Annotated in this window: 15 protein-coding genes; 8 read left to right on the plus strand and 7 right to left on the minus strand. The window is 64.5% G+C overall.

Going from position 1 to position 18,201, the window contains the following annotated elements:
- Positions 1–156: 156 nt before the first annotated feature.
- The gene (locus tag PSUB009319_RS09325) at positions 157–783 is read right to left on the minus strand and encodes an FMN-dependent NADH-azoreductase (RefSeq protein WP_124381953.1); all 627 of its coding nucleotides are present in this window, start codon (positions 781–783) and stop codon (positions 157–159) included.
- 127 nt (positions 784–910) lie between these two features.
- On the opposite strand from PSUB009319_RS09325, the gene PSUB009319_RS09330 reads away from it, so the two are divergent.
- Both PSUB009319_RS09330 and PSUB009319_RS09335 read left to right on the plus strand, forming a co-directional pair.
- Positions 911–1,858: a LysR substrate-binding domain-containing protein gene (locus tag PSUB009319_RS09330; RefSeq protein ID WP_124381954.1), complete on the plus strand. Its 948-nt coding sequence runs from the start codon at positions 911–913 to the stop codon at positions 1,856–1,858.
- A 98-nt stretch (positions 1,859–1,956) separates the two neighbouring features.
- Complete coding sequence (locus tag PSUB009319_RS09335; RefSeq protein WP_124381955.1) at positions 1,957–3,558, plus strand: MDR family MFS transporter; 1,602 nt, start codon at positions 1,957–1,959, stop codon at positions 3,556–3,558.
- A gap of 12 nt (positions 3,559–3,570) precedes the next feature.
- Here PSUB009319_RS09335 and PSUB009319_RS09340 read toward each other — a convergent pair whose 3' ends face one another.
- On the minus strand, positions 3,571–4,467 hold the full coding sequence (locus tag PSUB009319_RS09340; RefSeq protein ID WP_124381956.1) for an oxygenase MpaB family protein: 897 nt from the start codon (positions 4,465–4,467) through the stop codon (positions 3,571–3,573).
- Between the two features lie 182 nt (positions 4,468–4,649).
- Here PSUB009319_RS09340 and PSUB009319_RS09345 point away from each other — a divergent pair, with 182 nt between their 5' ends.
- Complete coding sequence (locus tag PSUB009319_RS09345; RefSeq protein WP_124381957.1) at positions 4,650–5,573, plus strand: hypothetical protein; 924 nt, start codon at positions 4,650–4,652, stop codon at positions 5,571–5,573.
- 4 nt (positions 5,574–5,577) lie between these two features.
- Here PSUB009319_RS09345 and PSUB009319_RS09350 read toward each other — a convergent pair whose 3' ends face one another.
- A complete protein-coding gene (locus PSUB009319_RS09350) occupies positions 5,578–6,009 on the minus strand; it encodes a PGDYG domain-containing protein (protein ID WP_124381958.1) in 432 nt (143 codons plus the stop codon).
- A gap of 234 nt (positions 6,010–6,243) precedes the next feature.
- The gene (locus PSUB009319_RS09355) at positions 6,244–8,337 is read right to left on the minus strand and encodes a hypothetical protein (RefSeq protein ID WP_124381959.1); all 2,094 of its coding nucleotides are present in this window, start codon (positions 8,335–8,337) and stop codon (positions 6,244–6,246) included.
- Positions 8,338–8,579: 242 nt separating this feature from the next.
- On the opposite strand from PSUB009319_RS09355, the gene PSUB009319_RS09360 reads away from it, so the two are divergent.
- Positions 8,580–9,698, plus strand: a complete 1,119-nt coding sequence (locus PSUB009319_RS09360) for a helix-turn-helix transcriptional regulator (protein WP_124381960.1) — start codon at positions 8,580–8,582, stop codon at positions 9,696–9,698.
- Positions 9,699–9,871: 173 nt separating this feature from the next.
- Here the strand turns inward: PSUB009319_RS09360 and PSUB009319_RS09365 are convergent, their stop codons facing one another.
- The 3 genes from PSUB009319_RS09365 to PSUB009319_RS09375 are packed head-to-tail and all read right to left on the minus strand — an operon-like array spanning position 9,872 to position 12,859.
- Positions 9,872–10,903, minus strand: coding sequence for a cytochrome d ubiquinol oxidase subunit II (locus PSUB009319_RS09365; RefSeq protein ID WP_124381961.1), 1,032 nt, complete (start codon positions 10,901–10,903; stop codon positions 9,872–9,874).
- On the minus strand, positions 10,900–12,279 hold the full coding sequence (locus PSUB009319_RS09370; protein WP_124381962.1) for a cytochrome ubiquinol oxidase subunit I: 1,380 nt from the start codon (positions 12,277–12,279) through the stop codon (positions 10,900–10,902). The genes PSUB009319_RS09365 and PSUB009319_RS09370 overlap by 4 nt, the downstream gene beginning before the upstream one ends.
- A gap of 19 nt (positions 12,280–12,298) precedes the next feature.
- Complete coding sequence (locus PSUB009319_RS09375; protein ID WP_024978557.1) at positions 12,299–12,859, minus strand: GbsR/MarR family transcriptional regulator; 561 nt, start codon at positions 12,857–12,859, stop codon at positions 12,299–12,301.
- Between the two features lie 328 nt (positions 12,860–13,187).
- Between PSUB009319_RS09375 and PSUB009319_RS09380 the strand changes: the two genes are divergently transcribed.
- The 4 genes from PSUB009319_RS09380 (at position 13,188) to nirB (ending at position 18,184) form a co-directional block, all read left to right on the plus strand.
- A complete protein-coding gene (locus PSUB009319_RS09380; RefSeq protein WP_124381963.1) occupies positions 13,188–13,442 on the plus strand; it encodes a GlsB/YeaQ/YmgE family stress response membrane protein in 255 nt (84 codons plus the stop codon).
- A gap of 160 nt (positions 13,443–13,602) precedes the next feature.
- A complete protein-coding gene (locus PSUB009319_RS09385; protein ID WP_124381964.1) occupies positions 13,603–13,896 on the plus strand; it encodes a hypothetical protein in 294 nt (97 codons plus the stop codon).
- 385 nt (positions 13,897–14,281) lie between these two features.
- Entirely contained in the window at positions 14,282–15,604 is a 1,323-nt protein-coding gene (locus PSUB009319_RS09390; protein WP_124381965.1) for an MFS transporter, read from the plus strand.
- 21 nt (positions 15,605–15,625) lie between these two features.
- Positions 15,626–18,184 (plus strand): nitrite reductase large subunit NirB, encoded by a 2,559-nt coding sequence (gene nirB / locus PSUB009319_RS09395; RefSeq protein WP_124381966.1) that lies wholly within the window; start codon positions 15,626–15,628, stop codon positions 18,182–18,184.
- Positions 18,185–18,201: the final 17 nt, after the last annotated feature.

Here is an 18,201-nt window from a genome sequence, read left to right on the forward strand (position 1 = left end):
GCCGTTATGTATCGCGCTCAGCCTGGGCAGAGCACGACCTCAACAGTTTATTCAGACATAGCCATAAGAAATGGGCGCCGCATTGCTGCTGGCGCCCATTTGACGTTCTGCGCGGCTGATTGTGGAGCGCGTCTCGCCGCGCCGCAACCTGTTCGCTCAGGCAGCCACGGCTTGGCTCACGACGTCGCGCAGGGCGGCGCGTGCGGCTTCCAGGGCTTGCGCGCGGGCGTCTGGGCCCATCGCCAGGCCTTCCGCGCGCACGAACTGCACGTCGGTGATGCCGAAGAAACCGAACACTGCCTTCAGATAGGCTTCCTGGAAATCCAGGCCGGCGGCCGGTCCGACTGAATACACACCGCCGCGCGTCGACGCGACGATGACCTTCTTGCCACCTGCCAGGCCAACCGGGCCGTTGGCTGTGTAGTTGAACGTGCGGCCGGCTTGCGCCACACGGTCGATCCAGGCCTTGAGCTGGCTCGGCACCGAGAAGTTGTACATCGGCGCGCCGACCACGATCACGTCGCTGGCGAGCAGTTCGTTCACCAGCGCTTCCGAGCGGGCGTGCTCGGCGCGGGTGGCGTCGTCAAAATCATCGGTGCCCGTGGCGCGGAAGCCGGCGGCGATGGCGCCATCCAGGTGGGGAATGGCTTCGACCGACAGGTCGCGGCGGACGACGCTGGCGCTGGGGTTTTCGCGGCGCAGCTCGTCAACAATGGCGGCGCTCAGCAGGCGCGAGGCCGAGGCGTCACCGAGGATGCTGGAATCAATGTGAAGGACTTGCATGGTGTCTCTCCAAGAAAAAGGTGGGTTGCTGCAAAGATAGTGCGGCGCAGCAAGTTCCAGTAGTGGGTCAAATCGGCACACATCGTTCTATAAGTGAGACAATGCGCCAACTCTTTGGAGAGCGGCCATGGAAGACCTGAACGACCTCGTCCTGTTTGCCAGTGTGGTGACACACGGTAGTTTTTCCGGTGCCGCGCGGGCGCTGGGGATTCCCAAATCGCGTGTAAGCCGCCGCGTGGCCGATCTGGAAACGCGTTTGGGTGTGCGGCTGCTCCAGCGTTCAACGCGGGCCGTGCACGTGACGGACGTAGGTTCGGCGTTCTATACGCATTGCGAATCGATGACGCAGGCCGCGCGCGCCGCCTTCGAGGTGGCCGAGCATGCGGGCGAAAAACCTTCGGGCCGCTTGCGCGTGAGCTGCCCAGTGGGCGTGGCACACGTGTTTATCGCCCCGGTGTTGTCGAAATTTCTGCACGCACAGCCCGACGTGCGGCTGGAACTGGACGTGACGAACCGCCGTGTCGATGTGATTGGTGACGGCTACGACGTGGCGCTGCGCGTTCGCTCGACGCTGGACGATTCCAACCTAGTTGTGCGCAGCTTTGGCGTGAGCGATCAGGTGCTGGTGGCCAGCCGGTCGTTCGTGGCCGAGCACGGCCCGTTCGAGACACCGGAATCGATGCACGGCGTCATGGGCGTCGGCATTGGCGGTGCGGCCGGCGAGCGGACGCGCTGGCGTCTGACCGCACCGGAAGGCGGCGCGGTCGATATCGACTACATCCCAGCACTTGTGACGGACGACTTGTACCTGATCGGGCAGACCACCCTGGCGGGCGTCGGCGTTGCGCAATTGCCGTTCAACCTGTGCGCAGAGCCGGTTCACGATGGCCGGCTGGTCGTGTTGCTGCCGGAATACCGCCTGCCGGCGCACCAGTTTCACGCGGTGTTTCCGTCCCGCCGGGGGCTTGTGCCGGCTGTGCGGGCGTTCATCGAGTTCTTGGCCGAAGAGCTGCCTGATATGACGGCAAACGTCGGCCGGTGTTATGAGGACATTGTCCGAAAACCAGATCGTTGACTCTGCAACGAATGCGAATCGGCAGTATCATCAACGGCTTCGCTTTTCCCATTGGCACGCGGGCATGCGTGCCTCGAGCGGCATTCGCGCACATTCTCATGTCTTCCCGCCCCAGCATTGAACCGCCCCAGCCCGATACGCCCGCCGCGCACACCGCGCCCATTGTTGCGCCCATTGCGCCGGTATCCAGCCCGCTGGATACGCCACCGGTGGCCGAGATTCCCGTGATGGCAGTGATGGGCGGGCTGATGCTTGCCATTCTGCTGGGCGCGCTGGAGCAAACGATTGTGGCCGTGGCGTTGCCGGTCATTGCGGGCGAATTCAACGGTTTCGCGCTGATGGCGTGGTTGGTGTCGGCGTATCTGGTGGCGTCCACCGTTGTCACGCCCATCTACGGCAAGCTGAGTGACCTCTACGGCCGCCGCGCCATGCTGACGACGGCCATCATCCTCTTCGTGCTGGCTTCTGTGGCGTGTGCACTGGCGACCAGCATGCCGATGCTGCTGTTTGCGCGCGTGTTGCAGGGGCTGGGCGGCGGGGGGCTGATCTCGGTGTCGCAGGCGACGATTGCCGATGTGGTGCCGCTGCGCGAGCGTGGGCGCTACCAGGGCTACGTGAGCGGCATGTGGGCCATGGCCAGCCTGGCCGGCCCCGTGATTGGCGGCTATCTGACGCATTACCTGTCGTGGCGCTGGATTTTCTGGATCAACCTGCCGCTGGGCATCGTCGCGCTGTTGGTCGTGCGGCGCACGCTGCGGCATCTGCCGGTGGCGCACCAGCGTCGCCCCATCGACGTGCCGGGTGTGGTGCTGTTTGCCGTGGGCCTGACGGCATTGCTGCTGATGATTACCCGCGTGGGGCAGGGCGCGCCGCTCGCGCAGCCGGAAAACCTTGGTCTGCTGGCGGGAGCCGTGGTGCTTCTGGGTGCGTTCGTCTGGCAAGAGAACCGCGCTGTCGAGCCAATCATTCCGCTGTCGATGTTTCGCGTGCGCACGGTCACGATCTGCTGTCTGGCGTTGTTCTTGTGCTTCTTCCAGTTGATCGCCACGTCTGTGCTGATGCCGTTGCGCTTCCAGATGGTGGCCGGCGCCAGCCCTGATGCGGCCGCCCTGCGCCTCGTGCCGCTCACGCTGTCGATTCCGTTGGGGGCCTTTATTGCTGGCAAGTGGATGACGCACAGCGGCCGCTACAAGCCGCTGATGCTGATCGGCGCATGCGTGGTGCCGTTTGCCGTGGCTTCGCTGGGGTTGCTTGATCCGCACAGCGTGTTGCCATTGACTCTGGCGATGATCGTGCTGGGCCTGTCGATTGGCGTGCAGTTCCCGACCGGGCTGGTTGCCACGCAAAACGCCGTGCCGCCGCAGACAGTGGGGCTGGCCACGGCACTCACGGCGTTCTCGCGCCTGCTGGGCGGCGCGGTGGGCGTAGCGGTGCTGACCTCCGTGCTGATTGCGCTGCTGCGTCAGGCGGCACCCGAAGCGCAGGTGGCAGCCGGCGGCGATGTGCTGATGGATCTCTTCCACGCAGCGCTTGCCAGCAGCGGTGCCGATGCACAGGCCCTGCAGCGCGCGGGCGAAAGCGCCTTCCGGCATCTGTTCTTCTTTGCTGCTGCGGTGTCGGTGGTTTCGCCGCTGCTGATCATGCGGCTGGAAGAGAAGGTGCTTCGCGGCAAGGTGTCGCTCGCAGAGGCCATTGAGTAACGCGCAGGCGCGCTAGCTCGTGGCAGGCGCCAGCGCGCGCCGCCGAGCGCGTCGCGCCACGCTGCCCTCATACAGCGCCCAGCGTAGCGTGGGCGCCACGGCACGCATGGCAGCCGACGCAAAGGCCGCCTGCAGCGGCGGCCGCTCAAGATCAAGCATCTGTATTGCCCACGGCGGCAGCAACTGGATGCCGGCATCGAGAAACAAGCGCACTGCCGGACGCAGCCCCGGGCGCGGCGCCTGCCACGTCGTCAACACCTCCACCACCGTGCGCGTGCGATCGCTGACCACCAGCTCGGCGCGCATTGCATTCAGGTAGGCCTGGATGGCTGCTCGCGATTTCGGCACCTCGCGCGCGCCGAGCATCTCGGCCACCAGTGCGGTCTCTTCAAAGTAGCGATCCTGCTGTGCGCTGCTCAAGTTGTTGTCCACATAACGCAGATAGCCTGCCAGGAAGCTCGACATCTCGGCCACGTGCACCCAGGTGAGCAGATCCGGATCGTTGGCCGAATAGGGTCGGCCATCGGGCGCGGTGCCTTGCACGCGGTCGTGGATCGTCTTCACGCGCTCGATGAGCGCCAGTGCATCGCGCCGGCTGCCGTATGTGGTGCCGGCCACGAACTGCGCGGTGCGGCCCAGGCGCCCTTGCAGGTCTTCGCGAAAGTTGGAGTGGTCCCACACGCCCGCCAGCGCGCGCGGGTGCAGCGCCTGCAACAACAGGGCGCTGATGCCACCGGCCATCATTGCCGGAAAATCGGCGTGTACCTTCCAGCAGATTGCATCGGGGCCAAACAGGCCGGGGTCGCCGGGCGGCGAAGCAATGTCGAGAGTGAGGCTGCCGGTCGCACGCGTGAGGCCGCGGACCTGGTTGGCGATGCGTTCGCGAATTGCGACGAGGAGGGTGGGCATGGTGCCGAAAGCGCCGGAAGGCACGAGGCAAGGAAGCGCTCATTTTACCGAGCCGCGCCGGGCCGCACCGCGCCAGCGTGATGACAGAACGCCGCATGGTTGGTTGCATCCGCAGGACCATTTGTTGCGACTGCGTGTCTATCAGCGGCCCCTAGAATGAAGAACAACTGCACGAGAACGCCATGTCCATGACCTTCCACCGACATACCGCCTGGCGGGGCCCGGTTGCCCTGCTGGTTTTGATGGTTGGCCTCTGCCTGAGCCCCGTCTTGCGCGCGGCAGACAACGCCCAGGGCCTGCGCGACAAATACCAGAGCGTGGCGCCCGAACTGGCTGACAACCCGTTCCACCGCCCGCTGGCGCTTGAATCCACCGAGACGCCCAACCTGCTCAAGGGCGACATCTACAGCGTGGTCGACTATCCGTTTGCCACCGTCAGCAGCGCGCTGAGCGACGCGGCGCAAGGCCCCGGCAACTGGTGCGACGTGCTGATCCTGCATCTGAACATCAAGTACTGCCACGCCGTGCCCAGCACCAGTGGCACCGTGCTCGACGTAAACCTCGGTCGCAAGATCGAGCAGTCCTTGTCCAGCAGCTATCGGCTTGTGTTCAACTACCGCCCCGTCGCCAGCAGCGCAGACTACTTCCGCGTGGAACTCAACGCCGCATCCGGCCCCTTCAGCACGAAGGACTACCGCATCATGCTGGAGGCGGTTCCTGCCCCAGCAGGCGGCAATCACACCTTCCTGCATCTGACGTATTCGTATGGCTACGGCACTGCCGGCCGGCTGGCCATGCGCACGTATCTGGGCACAGTGGGCAGCGACAAGGTGGGCTTTACGAAGACAGCGGAATCGTCAGCCGCCGCACCTGAATACGTGGGCGGCGTGCGCGGCCTGCTTGAGCGCAACACGATGCGCTATTACCTCGCCATCGATGCCTATCTCAAGGCGCTGTCTGCGCCGCCGGACAAGCGCCTGCAGCAGCGCCTGAATACGTGGTTCAACGCCACTGAGCAGTACCCGCGTCAGTTGCATGAAGTGGAGCGGCAGGACTACCTGCAGATGAAGCATCACGAAGCCGAGCGCCAGCAGACGGCGCAATAGCGCTTCAGGCGGGCCGGTAGACCTTGGCGAAGCGCTGCGCCTGCACGACGCCGTAGTCGCCGGGGGCGTATTGGAGTACCCAGTCGCCGGCCTGACCGTGCAGCACATCGCCGGCTTCGGAGCGCGCCATCGAAAACGCTTCGCTCATCTGCTTGGCCAGCACAACGCTCGGGCGGTTGCGGTAGGCACCGGCTTGGCCGTGCGTGAGCGATGCATCGGCGGGGGCGTACTTCGCGTTGAAACGCTCGCGCGAGACCACCCAGCGGTCGCCTGTGGAGCCGGTGATGAGCGCATCGCCGGGGGCGTAGCGGTTGGGGCCTTCCAGGCTCATCAGCTCGCCGTGGGCAGCGGCAAAGTCGACGTGGACAGTCTCGTCCTTGATGAAGGGGCGGGCGGCGGTGTCCGTGCGCAGGTCGACGTGTTGCAGGGTGGGCATGAGGCGGTGCGAAAGCGATGAAAGCCAGATCAGGCGAAAGGCCGTAAGCGTACCGCGAATAGGTTGAAAGCGCGTTGAAAGCGCGCTGAGAGCGCGCGAGAAACGTCTTAGTGCCGGGCACTGGGTGCCCGGCGTCTTCATCAAGCTGTCAAGCCGCTTGTTAGTTGATCGCAGCCCGCGAGGCAGCAAGCCCCGCGGGCCGGATCAGCGTGCCTTCCCCGTGTGCACTATGTATCAGCGGTCGTATTCGACCGAGGTGGTGAATGTCAGGTCGAACGGATCGGACCACAACAGATTGGTGAATGAGAAGTCTGATGTGCCCGTCCAGCCCGCCACCGACGGGAAGGCCGCACCCTGGTCGCCCGGCACATTGACCGTGAGCGTGGTGCCTGCCGCTGCCGGTTTGGCACGTGCTGAGCCGTTGACGAAGACGGTTTGGGTTGTCGTGGCGCGAATCTGCGCGTCGGCACGCCTCACGAAGGGCACGCCGGCCTTGGCCGTCCACGTGACCGGCAGCGTGGTGCCGCCTGCAAACGTAGAAGCCGTGCCCGGGGTCTGGATGTCGCGCGTGGCTTGCGAGACGTCCTGCCACGTGTACTGACGCATCGCGATGGGCGCCGGTGCCGGCGTGCGCAGCCGCACTTTGTAGGTCTTGGCCGGCGCAGCCTGATTGCCGTTCTGGTAGATGGCAATCTGATATTCGCTGAATGGCGTGATGGTCGCCAGTTCGGTCGCGCTCAACGGGGGATTCGACCACGCGGTGTTGGCCGTGGGCCAGGTGAACGCGCCGTCGTTGGCCGGATCCTGTGCCACGCCTGCCAGCCGGTAGTTATTGCGGCAAGCGCCTTGCTTGGGCAACGCGGCAAGCTGCGCAATTGTCTGGCCAGAGGCAATCTGCGCGCGGATATTGAGCGTGTTGCATGTGCCGGCAGACGGCTGGAGGAACACCCCGTTGCGCAGGCCAGGGCCGGTGACGATCCCAAAGTCGACCGGCGCATTGGCGTTGTCCACCGTGCCGACCGACATGGAGATCGAGCTGACAAAGGCGTTGGTGCCTGTCATCGGCTTGGCCGTGTTCAGCCAGTCGAACTTCTTGGCGTTGGCGTTGATGCTGGAGAGCACGGCGCGCTGGTTGCCGACCACGCGCCAGCCGTTGTCGCCGCTGGCGCGGGCAGCCGGGACCACGGCAATCTGCGCGATCTGCTGCATGCCGTCGCGGATGCCGTCGGCGCGGGTCCAGGAGAACTTGATCCACAGCCTATCGACGACACCCTGGCCGTTGGCAATCAGGCGGATGATTTCCGGCGTGCTGAAGCTGGCGTTGTTCATGGCATCGTCCGCCACAATGCCGGGCGTGCCGCTGCTCGACGGGCCGAATTCCTGGGCCACATTCAGGCCGTTGCTGAGGTAAGTGGCGGGCACGCCTGTGCTCAACGAGCCGGCCGGCACATCGTCCACGACAATCTGGTGGCAGGCCGCTGGCGCGTTGCTGCTCGTGCGCGTGGCGGCTGTGGAGCCGCTAAAGCACTGGTTGAACGCGGTCTGCAGCGCGGCCAGGTCGGTGGCCGTCGGCAGGTTGGAAACCGTTGTGCCGCCGATGGTCGCGGTGCTCGGCAGGCTGGAGGCATCGCTGGCTTGCGGCGCCACGCCTTTGGCAAGCTGCAACTGCACGGGCGTGTCGCTCGACGCGCCGGCCACCGAGCTGATCTGCACGCTGCCGTCGGGCAGCACATTCACCTTCACCTGATCGAGCAGGCGGTCCAGCCCCGGGCCGCCGGCTGTCAGTGGGCCGGAGATCAGGTTCACCCCCGTGTTGCCCGTGGCCGCCAGCAGATTGGCCAGCGCGGCGGAATACGCTGCCACCGTGCTGGAGACGGCCTGCGCGGTCACCTTGCTTTGCAGCAGGCTCGTGTTGTTCAGGAGCGTGCCGGGGTTGTCGCCCACGATGGTGGCGGCAATGGCGTTGGTGATGGGCGTGATGTTGATCGTCTGCGTGCCCGCGGTGGCGGACAGCGCGATCAGCGTGGCTTGTGAGTCGGCCACGTTGCCCAAGGCAGACAGCACGAACGGTGCCGTGAGCCCCGTCACGTCGCATTTGAAGGCCCCCGTGGTGGCGTCAGCCGGACAGTTGCCCGATTTGCCATTGGCGTCCATCAACGTGACGGTGGCGCCCTGCATGGCGGCACCCGTGGCGGCGACGCCGCTGACGGTCTGTGTCGTCAGGCCGCCACCGCCGGATGATCCGCCGGTGTTGCTGCCGGAATCGCCGCCGCCGCATGCGGACAGGGCGAGCGTGGCCAATGCGAGTGCAATGGGCGTGAGTTTCATGAAGATCCTCCGTGGGGTGTTGTGGGTGTGCCGTCTGTGCGGCAACGTGGCTCTGCACGGAGATTCTGAAAGGCGGCCTCGTGGCCGGCATCATTCATTTGGAGGAAATGTTCCCCAAAAAGAGGGATGTTGATGCATGCAAGCGCGTGTTACGTTCGCGCACACAATATGCCCGGCGCCGACCACCACGGCGAGCGCGACGGGCGACATGGCCGGACAGCCATCCTTCGGGGGAGGGAAGTGTGCTCAAAGACCAGCTCATTGGTGATCTGTACGAAGCCGCGGTGACACAGGATGGTTTCCTGGACGTGTTCCATGACGTCACCGAAGCCCTGGGTGCCAACGTGTTCCACATGTTCAGTTGGGACGCCGCTCGCAATGCGCCCCATCTTTCGACGTACTCCCCCGGGAGGGGGTGGGACGAGGTCATTGCCCTCTACGACCAGTATTACGGTGCGCTCGACCCGCGTCGCGAGCATGTTCAGCGTGCTGCCATCGGCGAGTTCGCCTTCTGCCAGGACTACGTGTCCGATGCATACGTCGAGCGCAGCGAGTTCTATCAGGACTATCAGATTCCGTCGGGCTTTCGTTACCTGATGGGCGTGCGCTTGGCGCGCCCGGGCGGCAGCGACATCCTGCTCGGCATGTTGCGTGCAACCGGGCGCACGCCGTTCTCAGAGGAAGACCGCTTTAACGCCGTTAGCATGACCGGCCACCTGCAGCGCACGATCAACCTGTGGCAAGACACGCGCGTGCTGCATCGCGATGCCGCCGTTGGTGCGGAACTGATGGAACAGCTTGGCCTGGCCGTGTTCGCACTCGGGCGCGATCAGCGTGTGCTGTTTGCCAACGCGCAGGCTGAAGCGCTGCTGCGCGCGTCGACCTGTTTGCGGCTCGAACACGGGCGGCTGTGCGCCACGTTTGCGGCCGACAACGATGGCCTGCAGGCCGCATTGGCGCGCGTGGCGAAGTCCCGCAGGGGCGAGAGCTTTGCCGTACGGCCGGTGCTGGGGGCTCCGCACGAAATCTTCCTGGGGATCTCACAGTTGCCGGCCAACGCGGCGCACGCGGCGTTTGGCGATGCTGCGATGCTGGTGACAGCGCGCCGCCGTGGCGATGCCGCGCCTGTCACGGCGATGCAGTTGCGCCAGGTCTTTGGCTTGTCGGCTGCAGAGGCTGCAGTGGGCGAAGCGCTGATCGCCGGCAAGACGCCCGACGAATACGCCGCCAACGTCAATGTCGCCATGTCGACGGTGCGCTCGCAACTGCGTGCCATCTTTGAGAAGACCTGCACGCGCTCGCAGGCGGAAGCAGTGGGCGCGATGCTGTGGGTGCTGTCGCAGCAGAAGCAGTTGGGCTAGGCGTGCGTCAGGAACGCACCGGGCGGAAGAAACTGCGCTCGTCGCTGGTGATGTAGCGGACGTAGCCGGTGATCCTGGCGTGTGGCGTGTGGCGTGTGCACTTGGGTAGATGAGCGCATGAGCCTGAACGTCCGCCCGCGGTCCGGTCAATGCCGGGTGTGCGGGTGGCGTGCTCAGTAGTACCGCAGCTCTGTCGCTTTGCCGTGGAAGACCTTGTACGAGTAGATCGTGTAGGCCACGATGGTTGGCAGCACGATGGCCACACCCACCAGCATGAACTCGAGCGACTCCGGCGCGCTGGCGGCTTGCCAGATGTCGAGCCGATCCACCACCAGGTAAGGGAACAGGCTGTAAGCCAGGCCATTGAAGGCCAACAGAAAGATGGCTCCGGTGCCGACGAACGGCGCCCATACGAGGTGCTCGTCGCCGCGGGCGATCTGCTGCGGCAGGCGGCGCAGCACCCAGTCGATCAGGCCGAACAGTACGATCGTCACCAGCGGCACAGGCGCCAGCAGAATGATGTTCGGCAGTGCAAACCATTTGTCGAACACACGCGTGCTGACCCACGGCGTGGCCAGCGACACGGCGGCCACGCCCAGCGCGGTAAACCACAGGCTGCCGCGTGCCCACTGCACTGCGCGCAGTTGCAGCGCGCCTTCGGTTTTCATGATGAGCCACGTGGCGCCCAGCAGCAGGTAGCCCGCAATCAAACCGCCTGCGGTGCAGATCGCAAAGACAACGTTGGCCGCGTCGTACTGGAAACCCGTGATGTACAACCCGAGCATCAGACCTTGCGCCGCGGTGGCAATGACGGAGCCCGCATAGAACGCGCGGTTCCACCACGGCTTGTGGTGCGCGCGCGCCTTGACGCGAAAGTCGAATGCCACGCCACGCAGGATCAGCCCGAACAGCATGATGGCGACGGGCAGATACAGCGCGCCCAGAATCTCGCCATGCGCGGCGGGAAACGCCACCAGCAACAGCCCGACACCAAGCACGAGCCAGGTTTCGTTGGCATCCCAGAACGGTCCGATGGACGCGATCATGGTGTCTTTCTCGGCGTCGTCTGCGCGGCGCAGCAGGATGCCGACGCCGAGGTCGTAGCCATCGAGGACAACGTAGGCCAGCACGGCAATGCCCATCAGGGCCATGAACACCACCGGCAGCCAGCCGGCGGGTTGGGTGAGGTCGGGGAGGGTGTTCATGCTTGGGCTCTGGCGGCGGAAAGTTGCGAGGCGTGTGTGCTGGGGATGTCTGCGTCGGTCGGGTCAATGGCGCCGCCGGCCTTGCGGGCCAGGTAGAACACCACGCCGATATACGAGGCGATGAGGAAGGCGTACAGCGCGAGATACATCGCCAGCGTGCTGCCGATCATCCTGGCGGGTACCGAAGACGCAGCCTGCGCGGTGGTCAATACGCCGTAGACGAGCCACGGCTGGCGGCCGATTTCTGTGACGTACCAGCCGGCGACCACCGCCACCCAGCCGGAGAACGTCATTGCCACCAGTGCGCGCGCCAACCCGCGCGGCAATTCGCCACCACCACCGTTACGAAAGAGGCGCCAGGCGCTTGTCCACGACACCGCCAGCATCAGCAGCCCCACGCCCACCATCAAGCGGAAGGCGAAGAACACCGGCAGCACGGGCGGATGCTGGTCGAATTGGTCCAACCCGCGCACCTCGCCGTCGAGCGAGTGTGTGAGGTACAGCGATGCCACCTTCGGCACCGCGATCTCGTAGCGGTTGCTGCGCGTGGCCGCATCGGGAATGCCGAACAGCACGGCTGGCACGCCACGCCCGGTCTGCCAGATGCCTTCCATGGCGGCCAGCTTGGCCGGCTGATGTTCCAGCGTGTTCAGGCCGTGCGCATCGCCGGCGGCAATCTGCAGCGGGATCAGCATGGCCGCGAGCATCACACCGGTTTTGAGTGCGGCGCGCACGTCGGCACCCCGGTCGTTGCGCAGCCAGCGGTAAGCGGACAATCCGGCCAATAGAAACGACACTGTCAGCCCCGAGGCCAGCAGCATGTGCGTGAACCGATACGGAAACGACGGGTTGAAGATGATTGCCAGCCAGCTTTGCGGATGCGCGCGCCCATCGATCATCACGTAGCCGGCGGGCGTCTGCATCCACGAGTTGAGCGCGATGATCCAGAACACCGAAATGGTCGTACCCAACGCGACAAGGAAGGTCGCCAAGGTATGGATACGCTGGCTCACGCGGCCCGTGCCGAACAGCATGATCCCGAGAAAGCTGGCCTCTAGAAAGAACGCGGTCAGCACCTCATAGGCCAGCAGCGGCCCGGCGATGTTGCCGACGGTATTCATGTAGCCCGGCCAGTTGGTGCCGAACTGAAAACTCATCGTCACGCCCGACACCACGCCCAGCGCGAACGTCAGTGCAAAGACTTTTACCCACAAGCGATACGCGGCCATCCAGGCCTCGTCGCCGGTTTTGCGATAGCGCAGCTTGAAGAACAGCAGCACCCATGCGAGCGCGATGCTGATGGTGGGAAAGAGAATATGGAAGGTGATGTTGGCGCCGAACTGGATGCGCGCCAGGACAACAGGATCGAGCGACATGGTTCTTCTTGGGAGCGGACTACTTTGATTTGCCGCCAACGACAACGGCAAGCTTGTTCTTCATTTCCAGCAGCTTGTGCACCTTGGCACCCATCTTCATGAGCTGCTGCAGGGATTCGGCGTCCAGCTTCTGCACGTCGTCAAACCAGTTGGTCATGAGCGTGATGAGCTGGTACATCTCTTTCATGCGCGCCTGGGCATGGCGGTCATCCGGGTCGGTGGGGGATTCGAGCATCACGTCGCGCAGCAGCGACAGCGTGGGGTCGATCTCGCGCTTGCGGCGCTCTTCGGCCAGCGTGCGGAAGATCGTCCAGACGTCGTCGGGGGCCGAGAAGTATTCGCGCCGGTCGCCCGGCTTGTGCGACAGGCGCACGAGCTTCCACGACTCGAGCTCTTTCAAGCCAATGCTCACGTTCGAGCGCGAGAAGCCCAGCGCCTCGGCAATCTCGTCTGCGTTGATCGGCTCGCGTGCTGCGTAGAGCAGGGCGTAGATCTGCCCCACGGTACGGTTGATGCCCCAACGGCTGCCCATCTCGCCGAAATGCAGAACGAAGCGCTGTTTCAAGGGGGAAAGTTGCATCGTTTTGATTTTTCTCAATCTTCATGAATTTCTGAAAGTTTAGGCGGGCTTGCCGGGCTTGGGATGTGACGTGCTGTCGCACTGCAGCATGCGCGTTAAATTGCAAAAACCCCGTCGAACGCACATGGAGATTGTGCTGTCTTCGCCTACTATGCCTATGCAGCAAAGTCCCTCAAAAAACCTGCTCGCGATCCTGCTGCGCGGCCCGAGCTTGGCATTGCGATGCTCACCGTACACCTGTACGGCTGCGCGTCTCGTGCCAACCTCGGGTCGCTCGCTACGGATCGAGATCGGGTTTCAAGAACGCACATTTCTTTGGAGCGCAAACATGGCCTCACACGGTTTGATTGCCTGGCTGATCATCGGTGCAGTGGCTGGCTGGCTGGCCGGCATCCTGGTCAAGGGCGGCGGCTTTGGCATCTTTGTCGACATCGTGGTTGGTATCGTCGGCGCGTTCATCGGCGGATGGCTGGCCGGTGTGCTGCACATCTCGCTGGGCAGCGGCTGGATCGGCTCGATCATCACGGCGGTGATCGGCGCGGTGATCCTGCTGTTCATCATCCGGCTGATCAAACGCGCATAGCGCGGCACGTGCAGCGCCCACACACGGCGGTGGGTGCGCGTGCCATCCACCCGCCGGATTCCAACGTGCACACCATCACCTAGACTGGTTGAACCAAGGGCAGCTGCGCCGCGCCACAAGCGCCGGCGCAGCAGGTACACGCTAACCCAGCGAGGCCACCATGTCTGACCAGTTCATCACCGCGCCGCAAGAACTCTACGAAGGGTTCGAGATTCACGTCGTGCCAAGCCCGACGCGGACAAACTCCACGCGCTACACCTACACCGGCTACGTGTGCCACCCTGGCGCCGATCCGCAATTGCCGGGCCATGTCGTGCCTTTTCATGCTGATGGCGACGACACCTTCCGCAGCCCGGAAGAGGCCATGGAAGAAGCCGTGCACGTGGCGCGCAGCATCGTTGACGGCACGCATCCGGATCTGTCGGTGCTGTCGATCGTGACGCACGGCTACTGACTTCGAAGCCTGGTCAGGCAGCTTCCCTTCCGTTGAGTCGGCACACGTGATGTGCCGGTCGCCATTGGCTGTGGCCGACGCATTTGCTGTGCCGCACCATTCCGAATCGCGCCTGCACCGAAACCGTGCGGCGCGGTGCTCGCGCATGAGGCATGCGCGCCAGCCGCCTTCTGTTCAGTTTTCTGCAAACCCAGGCAGCACAAGGCTTTGCAAGCCTGGCATGCCTGTTGCATAGCACCATTGCGCGGGTCAAAGGCGATTCGCGCACTTCGTGGTGAAGGCCCTGGTGATCAGGGTGACTTGGACAACGGCGTCCCAGACCCTGGCTAGTACAGCCGGGTTCTCGGACGCCTTTTTTTTTCGCGGCCCCTGAGTGGAATTCAACATGACCGGCAAAGCCACCCGAATCGATCTGTTCAGCCTGCGCACGCCGCAGATGCGCGCCTTTCATCTGACGTGGCTCGCGTTCTTTGTGTGTTTCTACGCATGGTTTGCCTGCGCGCCGCTCATGCCGGTGCTCAAGGGCGAGTTCCACCTCACGCCAGGGCAGATCGCCAACATCAACATCGCGGCGGTGGCGGTGACGATCCTGGTGCGGTTGATTGTCGGCCCGCTGTGCGACCGCTTCGGCCCGCGCAAGACCTATACCGGCTTGCTGCTGCTGGGCGCCATCCCTGTGCTGGGCGTGGCGCTGGCGCAGAGCTACGAGACGTTCCTGTTCTTCCGCCTGGCGATTGGTGCGATTGGCGCGAGCTTCGTCATCACGCAGTACCACACGTCGGTCATGTTCGCGCCCAACGTGGTGGGCACCGCCAATGCGGCCGCCGCCGGTTGGGGCAACGCGGGCGGCGGCGTGGCGCAAGGCACGATGCCGCTGCTGCTGACTGCCATTGTGATGATGGGCGTGACGCAGAGCATGGGCTGGCGCCTGGCCATGGTGGTGCCGGGCGTGGCCATGCTGATCGTTGCCGCGCTGTACTGGCGCTATACGCAGGACTGCCCCGAAGGCAACTTCAGCGCGCTGCGCGCTGCGGGCAAGAGCATCGAAGGCGGCAAAAAGGGCGGTTGGGGCAGCTTTGTGACCGCTGCGGGCAACTACCGCGTGTGGCTGCTGTTCATTACCTACGGCGCGTGCTTTGGCGTGGAGATCTTCATCCACAACATCGCCGCTACCTACTACGTCGATCACTTTGGCCTGTCGCTGTCGGGCGCGGGCATGGCTGCGGCCAGCTTCGGCCTGCTGGCGCTGTTTGCCCGCGCGCTGGGCGGCATCGTGTCGGACCGCGTGGCGGCCCGGCGCGGCCTGGATGCCCGCACTCAACTGCTGTGCGTGCTGATGGTGGGCGAGGGCCTGGGCCTGTTCGGTTTTGCTCACGCGGGCAGCGTGCCGGTGGCGATTCTGGCAATGCTCGGTTTCGGCCTGTTCACCCACATGGCGTGCGGTGCCACGTATGCACTGGTGCCGTTTATCGATCGCCAGGCGCTGGGCGGCGTGGCCGGCATCATCGGCGCGGGCGGCAATGCCGGTGCGGTGGCCGCGGGCTTCCTGCTTAAAGGCATGGGCGACACGCAGGCCACGCTGTCGGTGCTGGGCGTGTTCGTGGCGATCTCGGCCATCTGCGCCATCGCCGTGCGCTTCTCGGCAGAACACAAGGCGCGCGAACAAGCGCTGTACGACAACACGCTGGCGGCCGCCGGCAACGCCTAAAGCAGTCAAGGAGACATCACCATGACCATGAAGATCGTCGTCATTGGCCACGGAATGGTGGGCCACAAGTTTCTGGAAAGCCTGCTGCACGCGCCGGGCCATCACCTGCAAGTGACGGTGCTGTGCGAAGAACCGCGCCCCGCTTACGACCGCGTGCACCTCTCGGAATTTTTCTCGGGCAAGACGGCGGAAGACCTCTCGCTGGTCACTCCGGGTTTCTTCGACCGCGATGACGTGGTGCTCAAGCTCAACGCCAGCGCTACCGCCATCGACACGGTGGCCAAGCAAGTTACCGTGTCTACCGGCGAGGTACTTTCGTACGACAAGCTGGTCATCGCTTCTGGCTCGTCGCCGTTCGTGCCGCCGGTGCCGGGCCGCGACCGCAAGGATTGCTTCGTCTACCGCACCATCGAAGACCTGCAAGCGATGGCCGAATGCGGCCAGCGCGCCAAGACCGGCGTCGTGATCGGCGGTGGCCTGCTGGGCCTGGAATGCGCCAAGGCCCTGCGCGACATGCACCTGCAAACACACGTGGTCGAGTTTGCCGGCCGCCTGATGGCCATGCAGGTGGACGACGGCGGCGGCCGCATGCTGCGCCGAAAAATCGAAGACCTGGGCGTGACCGTCCACACGCAAAAGAACACGGTGGAGATCGTTGACGGGGAAGACGGCACGCACCGCATGAAGTTTGCCGATGGCACGCACCTGGACGCGGACATGATCGTGTTCTCCGCCGGTATTCGCCCGCGTGACGAACTGGCACGCGCGTGCGGCCTGGAAGTGGGCGAGCGCGGCGGCATCGTGATCGATTCGGAATGCCGCACCTCGGCGCCGGACGTGTACGCCATTGGCGAATGCGCGCTGTGGGGCGGCAAGGTCTACGGCCTGGTTGCGCCAGGCTATGAGATGGCGCGCATCACCGCCAAGCAGATACTGGCCTCGGATGGCCAATCCACCTTCACCGGCGCTGATATGAGCACCAAGCTCAAGCTGATGGGCGTGGACGTTGCCAGCCTGGGCGATGCGCAAGGCGCGACGCCGGGCAGCCGCAGCGTGCAGTTCACGGATGAGCGCAAGCAGATCTACAAGAAACTGGTGGTGTCGGAAGACGGCAAGTACCTGCTGGGCGGCGTGCTGGTGGGCGACGCCGCCGAATACGGCACGCTGCTGCAGATGATGCTCAACCGCATTGAACTGCCCGAAGCGCCGGAGTTCCTGATCCTGCCGCAAGCCGATGGCAAGGCACGCGCGGGGCTTGGTGTGGATGCGCTGCCAGACAGCGCGCAGATCTGCTCGTGCAACGATGTGTCGAAGGGCGCGCTGTGCCAGGCCGTTTGCGCGGGCGCCACCACCGTGGGCGCGCTCAAGGATGCAACCAAGGCCGGCACCTCGTGCGGCGGCTGCGTGCCGCTGATGACGCAAGTCATGAAGGCCGAGATGAAGAAGCAGGGCCTGGCCGTCAACAACCACCTCTGCGAGCATTTTCCGTATTCACGCCAGGAGCTGTATCACCTCGTGCGTGCGGGCCGCATCCAGTCGTTCGAGGCGCTGCTGGACGCGCACGGCCACGGCATGGGCTGCGACATCTGCAAGCCTGCGGTGGCAAGCATCCTGGCCTCGTGCTGGAACGACTTCGTGCTCAAGAAGGAGCACGCCGGCCTGCAGGATTCCAACGACTACTTCCTCGCCAACATCCAGCGCGACGGCACGTACTCGGTCGTGCCGCGCATGCCGGGCGGCGAGGTGACGGCGGACGGCCTGATTGCCGTCGGTCAGATCGCCAAGCAGTACGGGCTGTACACCAAGATCACCGGCGGCCAGCGCGTGGACCTGTTCGGCGCGCGGCTTGAGCAACTGCCGCTGATCTGGGAAGCGCTGATTGCGGCGGGCTTTGAGTCGGGCCACGCGTACGGCAAGTCGCTGCGTACGGTGAAGTCGTGCGTGGGCTCCACGTGGTGCCGCTACGGCGTGGGCGATTCGGTGGGTTTTGCCGTGGCGCTGGAGAACCGCTACAAGGGCTTGCGCTCGCCGCACAAGCTGAAGTTTGGCGTGTCGGGCTGCACGCGCGAATGTGCGGAAGCGCAGGGCAAGGACGTCGGCATCATCGCTACTGAAAAGGGCTGGAACCTGTACGTGTGCGGCAACGGCGGCATGAAGCCCCGCCATGCCGAGCTGCTGGCTGCCGATTTGGATCAGGCCACGCTCATCAAGTATGTCGATCGCTTTCTGATGTTCTACGTGCGCACGGCAGACCGTCTGCAACGCACCAGCACGTGGCGCGACAACCTGGAAGGCGGCCTCGACTACCTGAAGGACGTCGTCGTCAATGACAAGCTGGGCATTGCCGCCGAGTTGGAGGCCGAGATGCAGCACGTGGTCGACACCTACCAGGACGAATGGAAGACCGCGGTGACCAACCCCGAGGTACGCAAGCGCTTTCGCCACTTCGTCAACAGCGATGTGGCCGACGCCAACGTCGTGTTTGTTGAAGAGCGCGGGCAAATCCGCCCGGCCACGCCGGAGGAGCGCAGCAAGACGACGCGCCCGGTCCGTATTCCTGTTGTTGCTGAAGCCGCCTGAACTCAGAAGGAGATCGC

The sequence above is a fragment of the Ralstonia sp. SET104 genome (genome assembly GCF_003851545.1).
GTDB lineage: Bacteria > Pseudomonadota > Gammaproteobacteria > Burkholderiales > Burkholderiaceae > Ralstonia.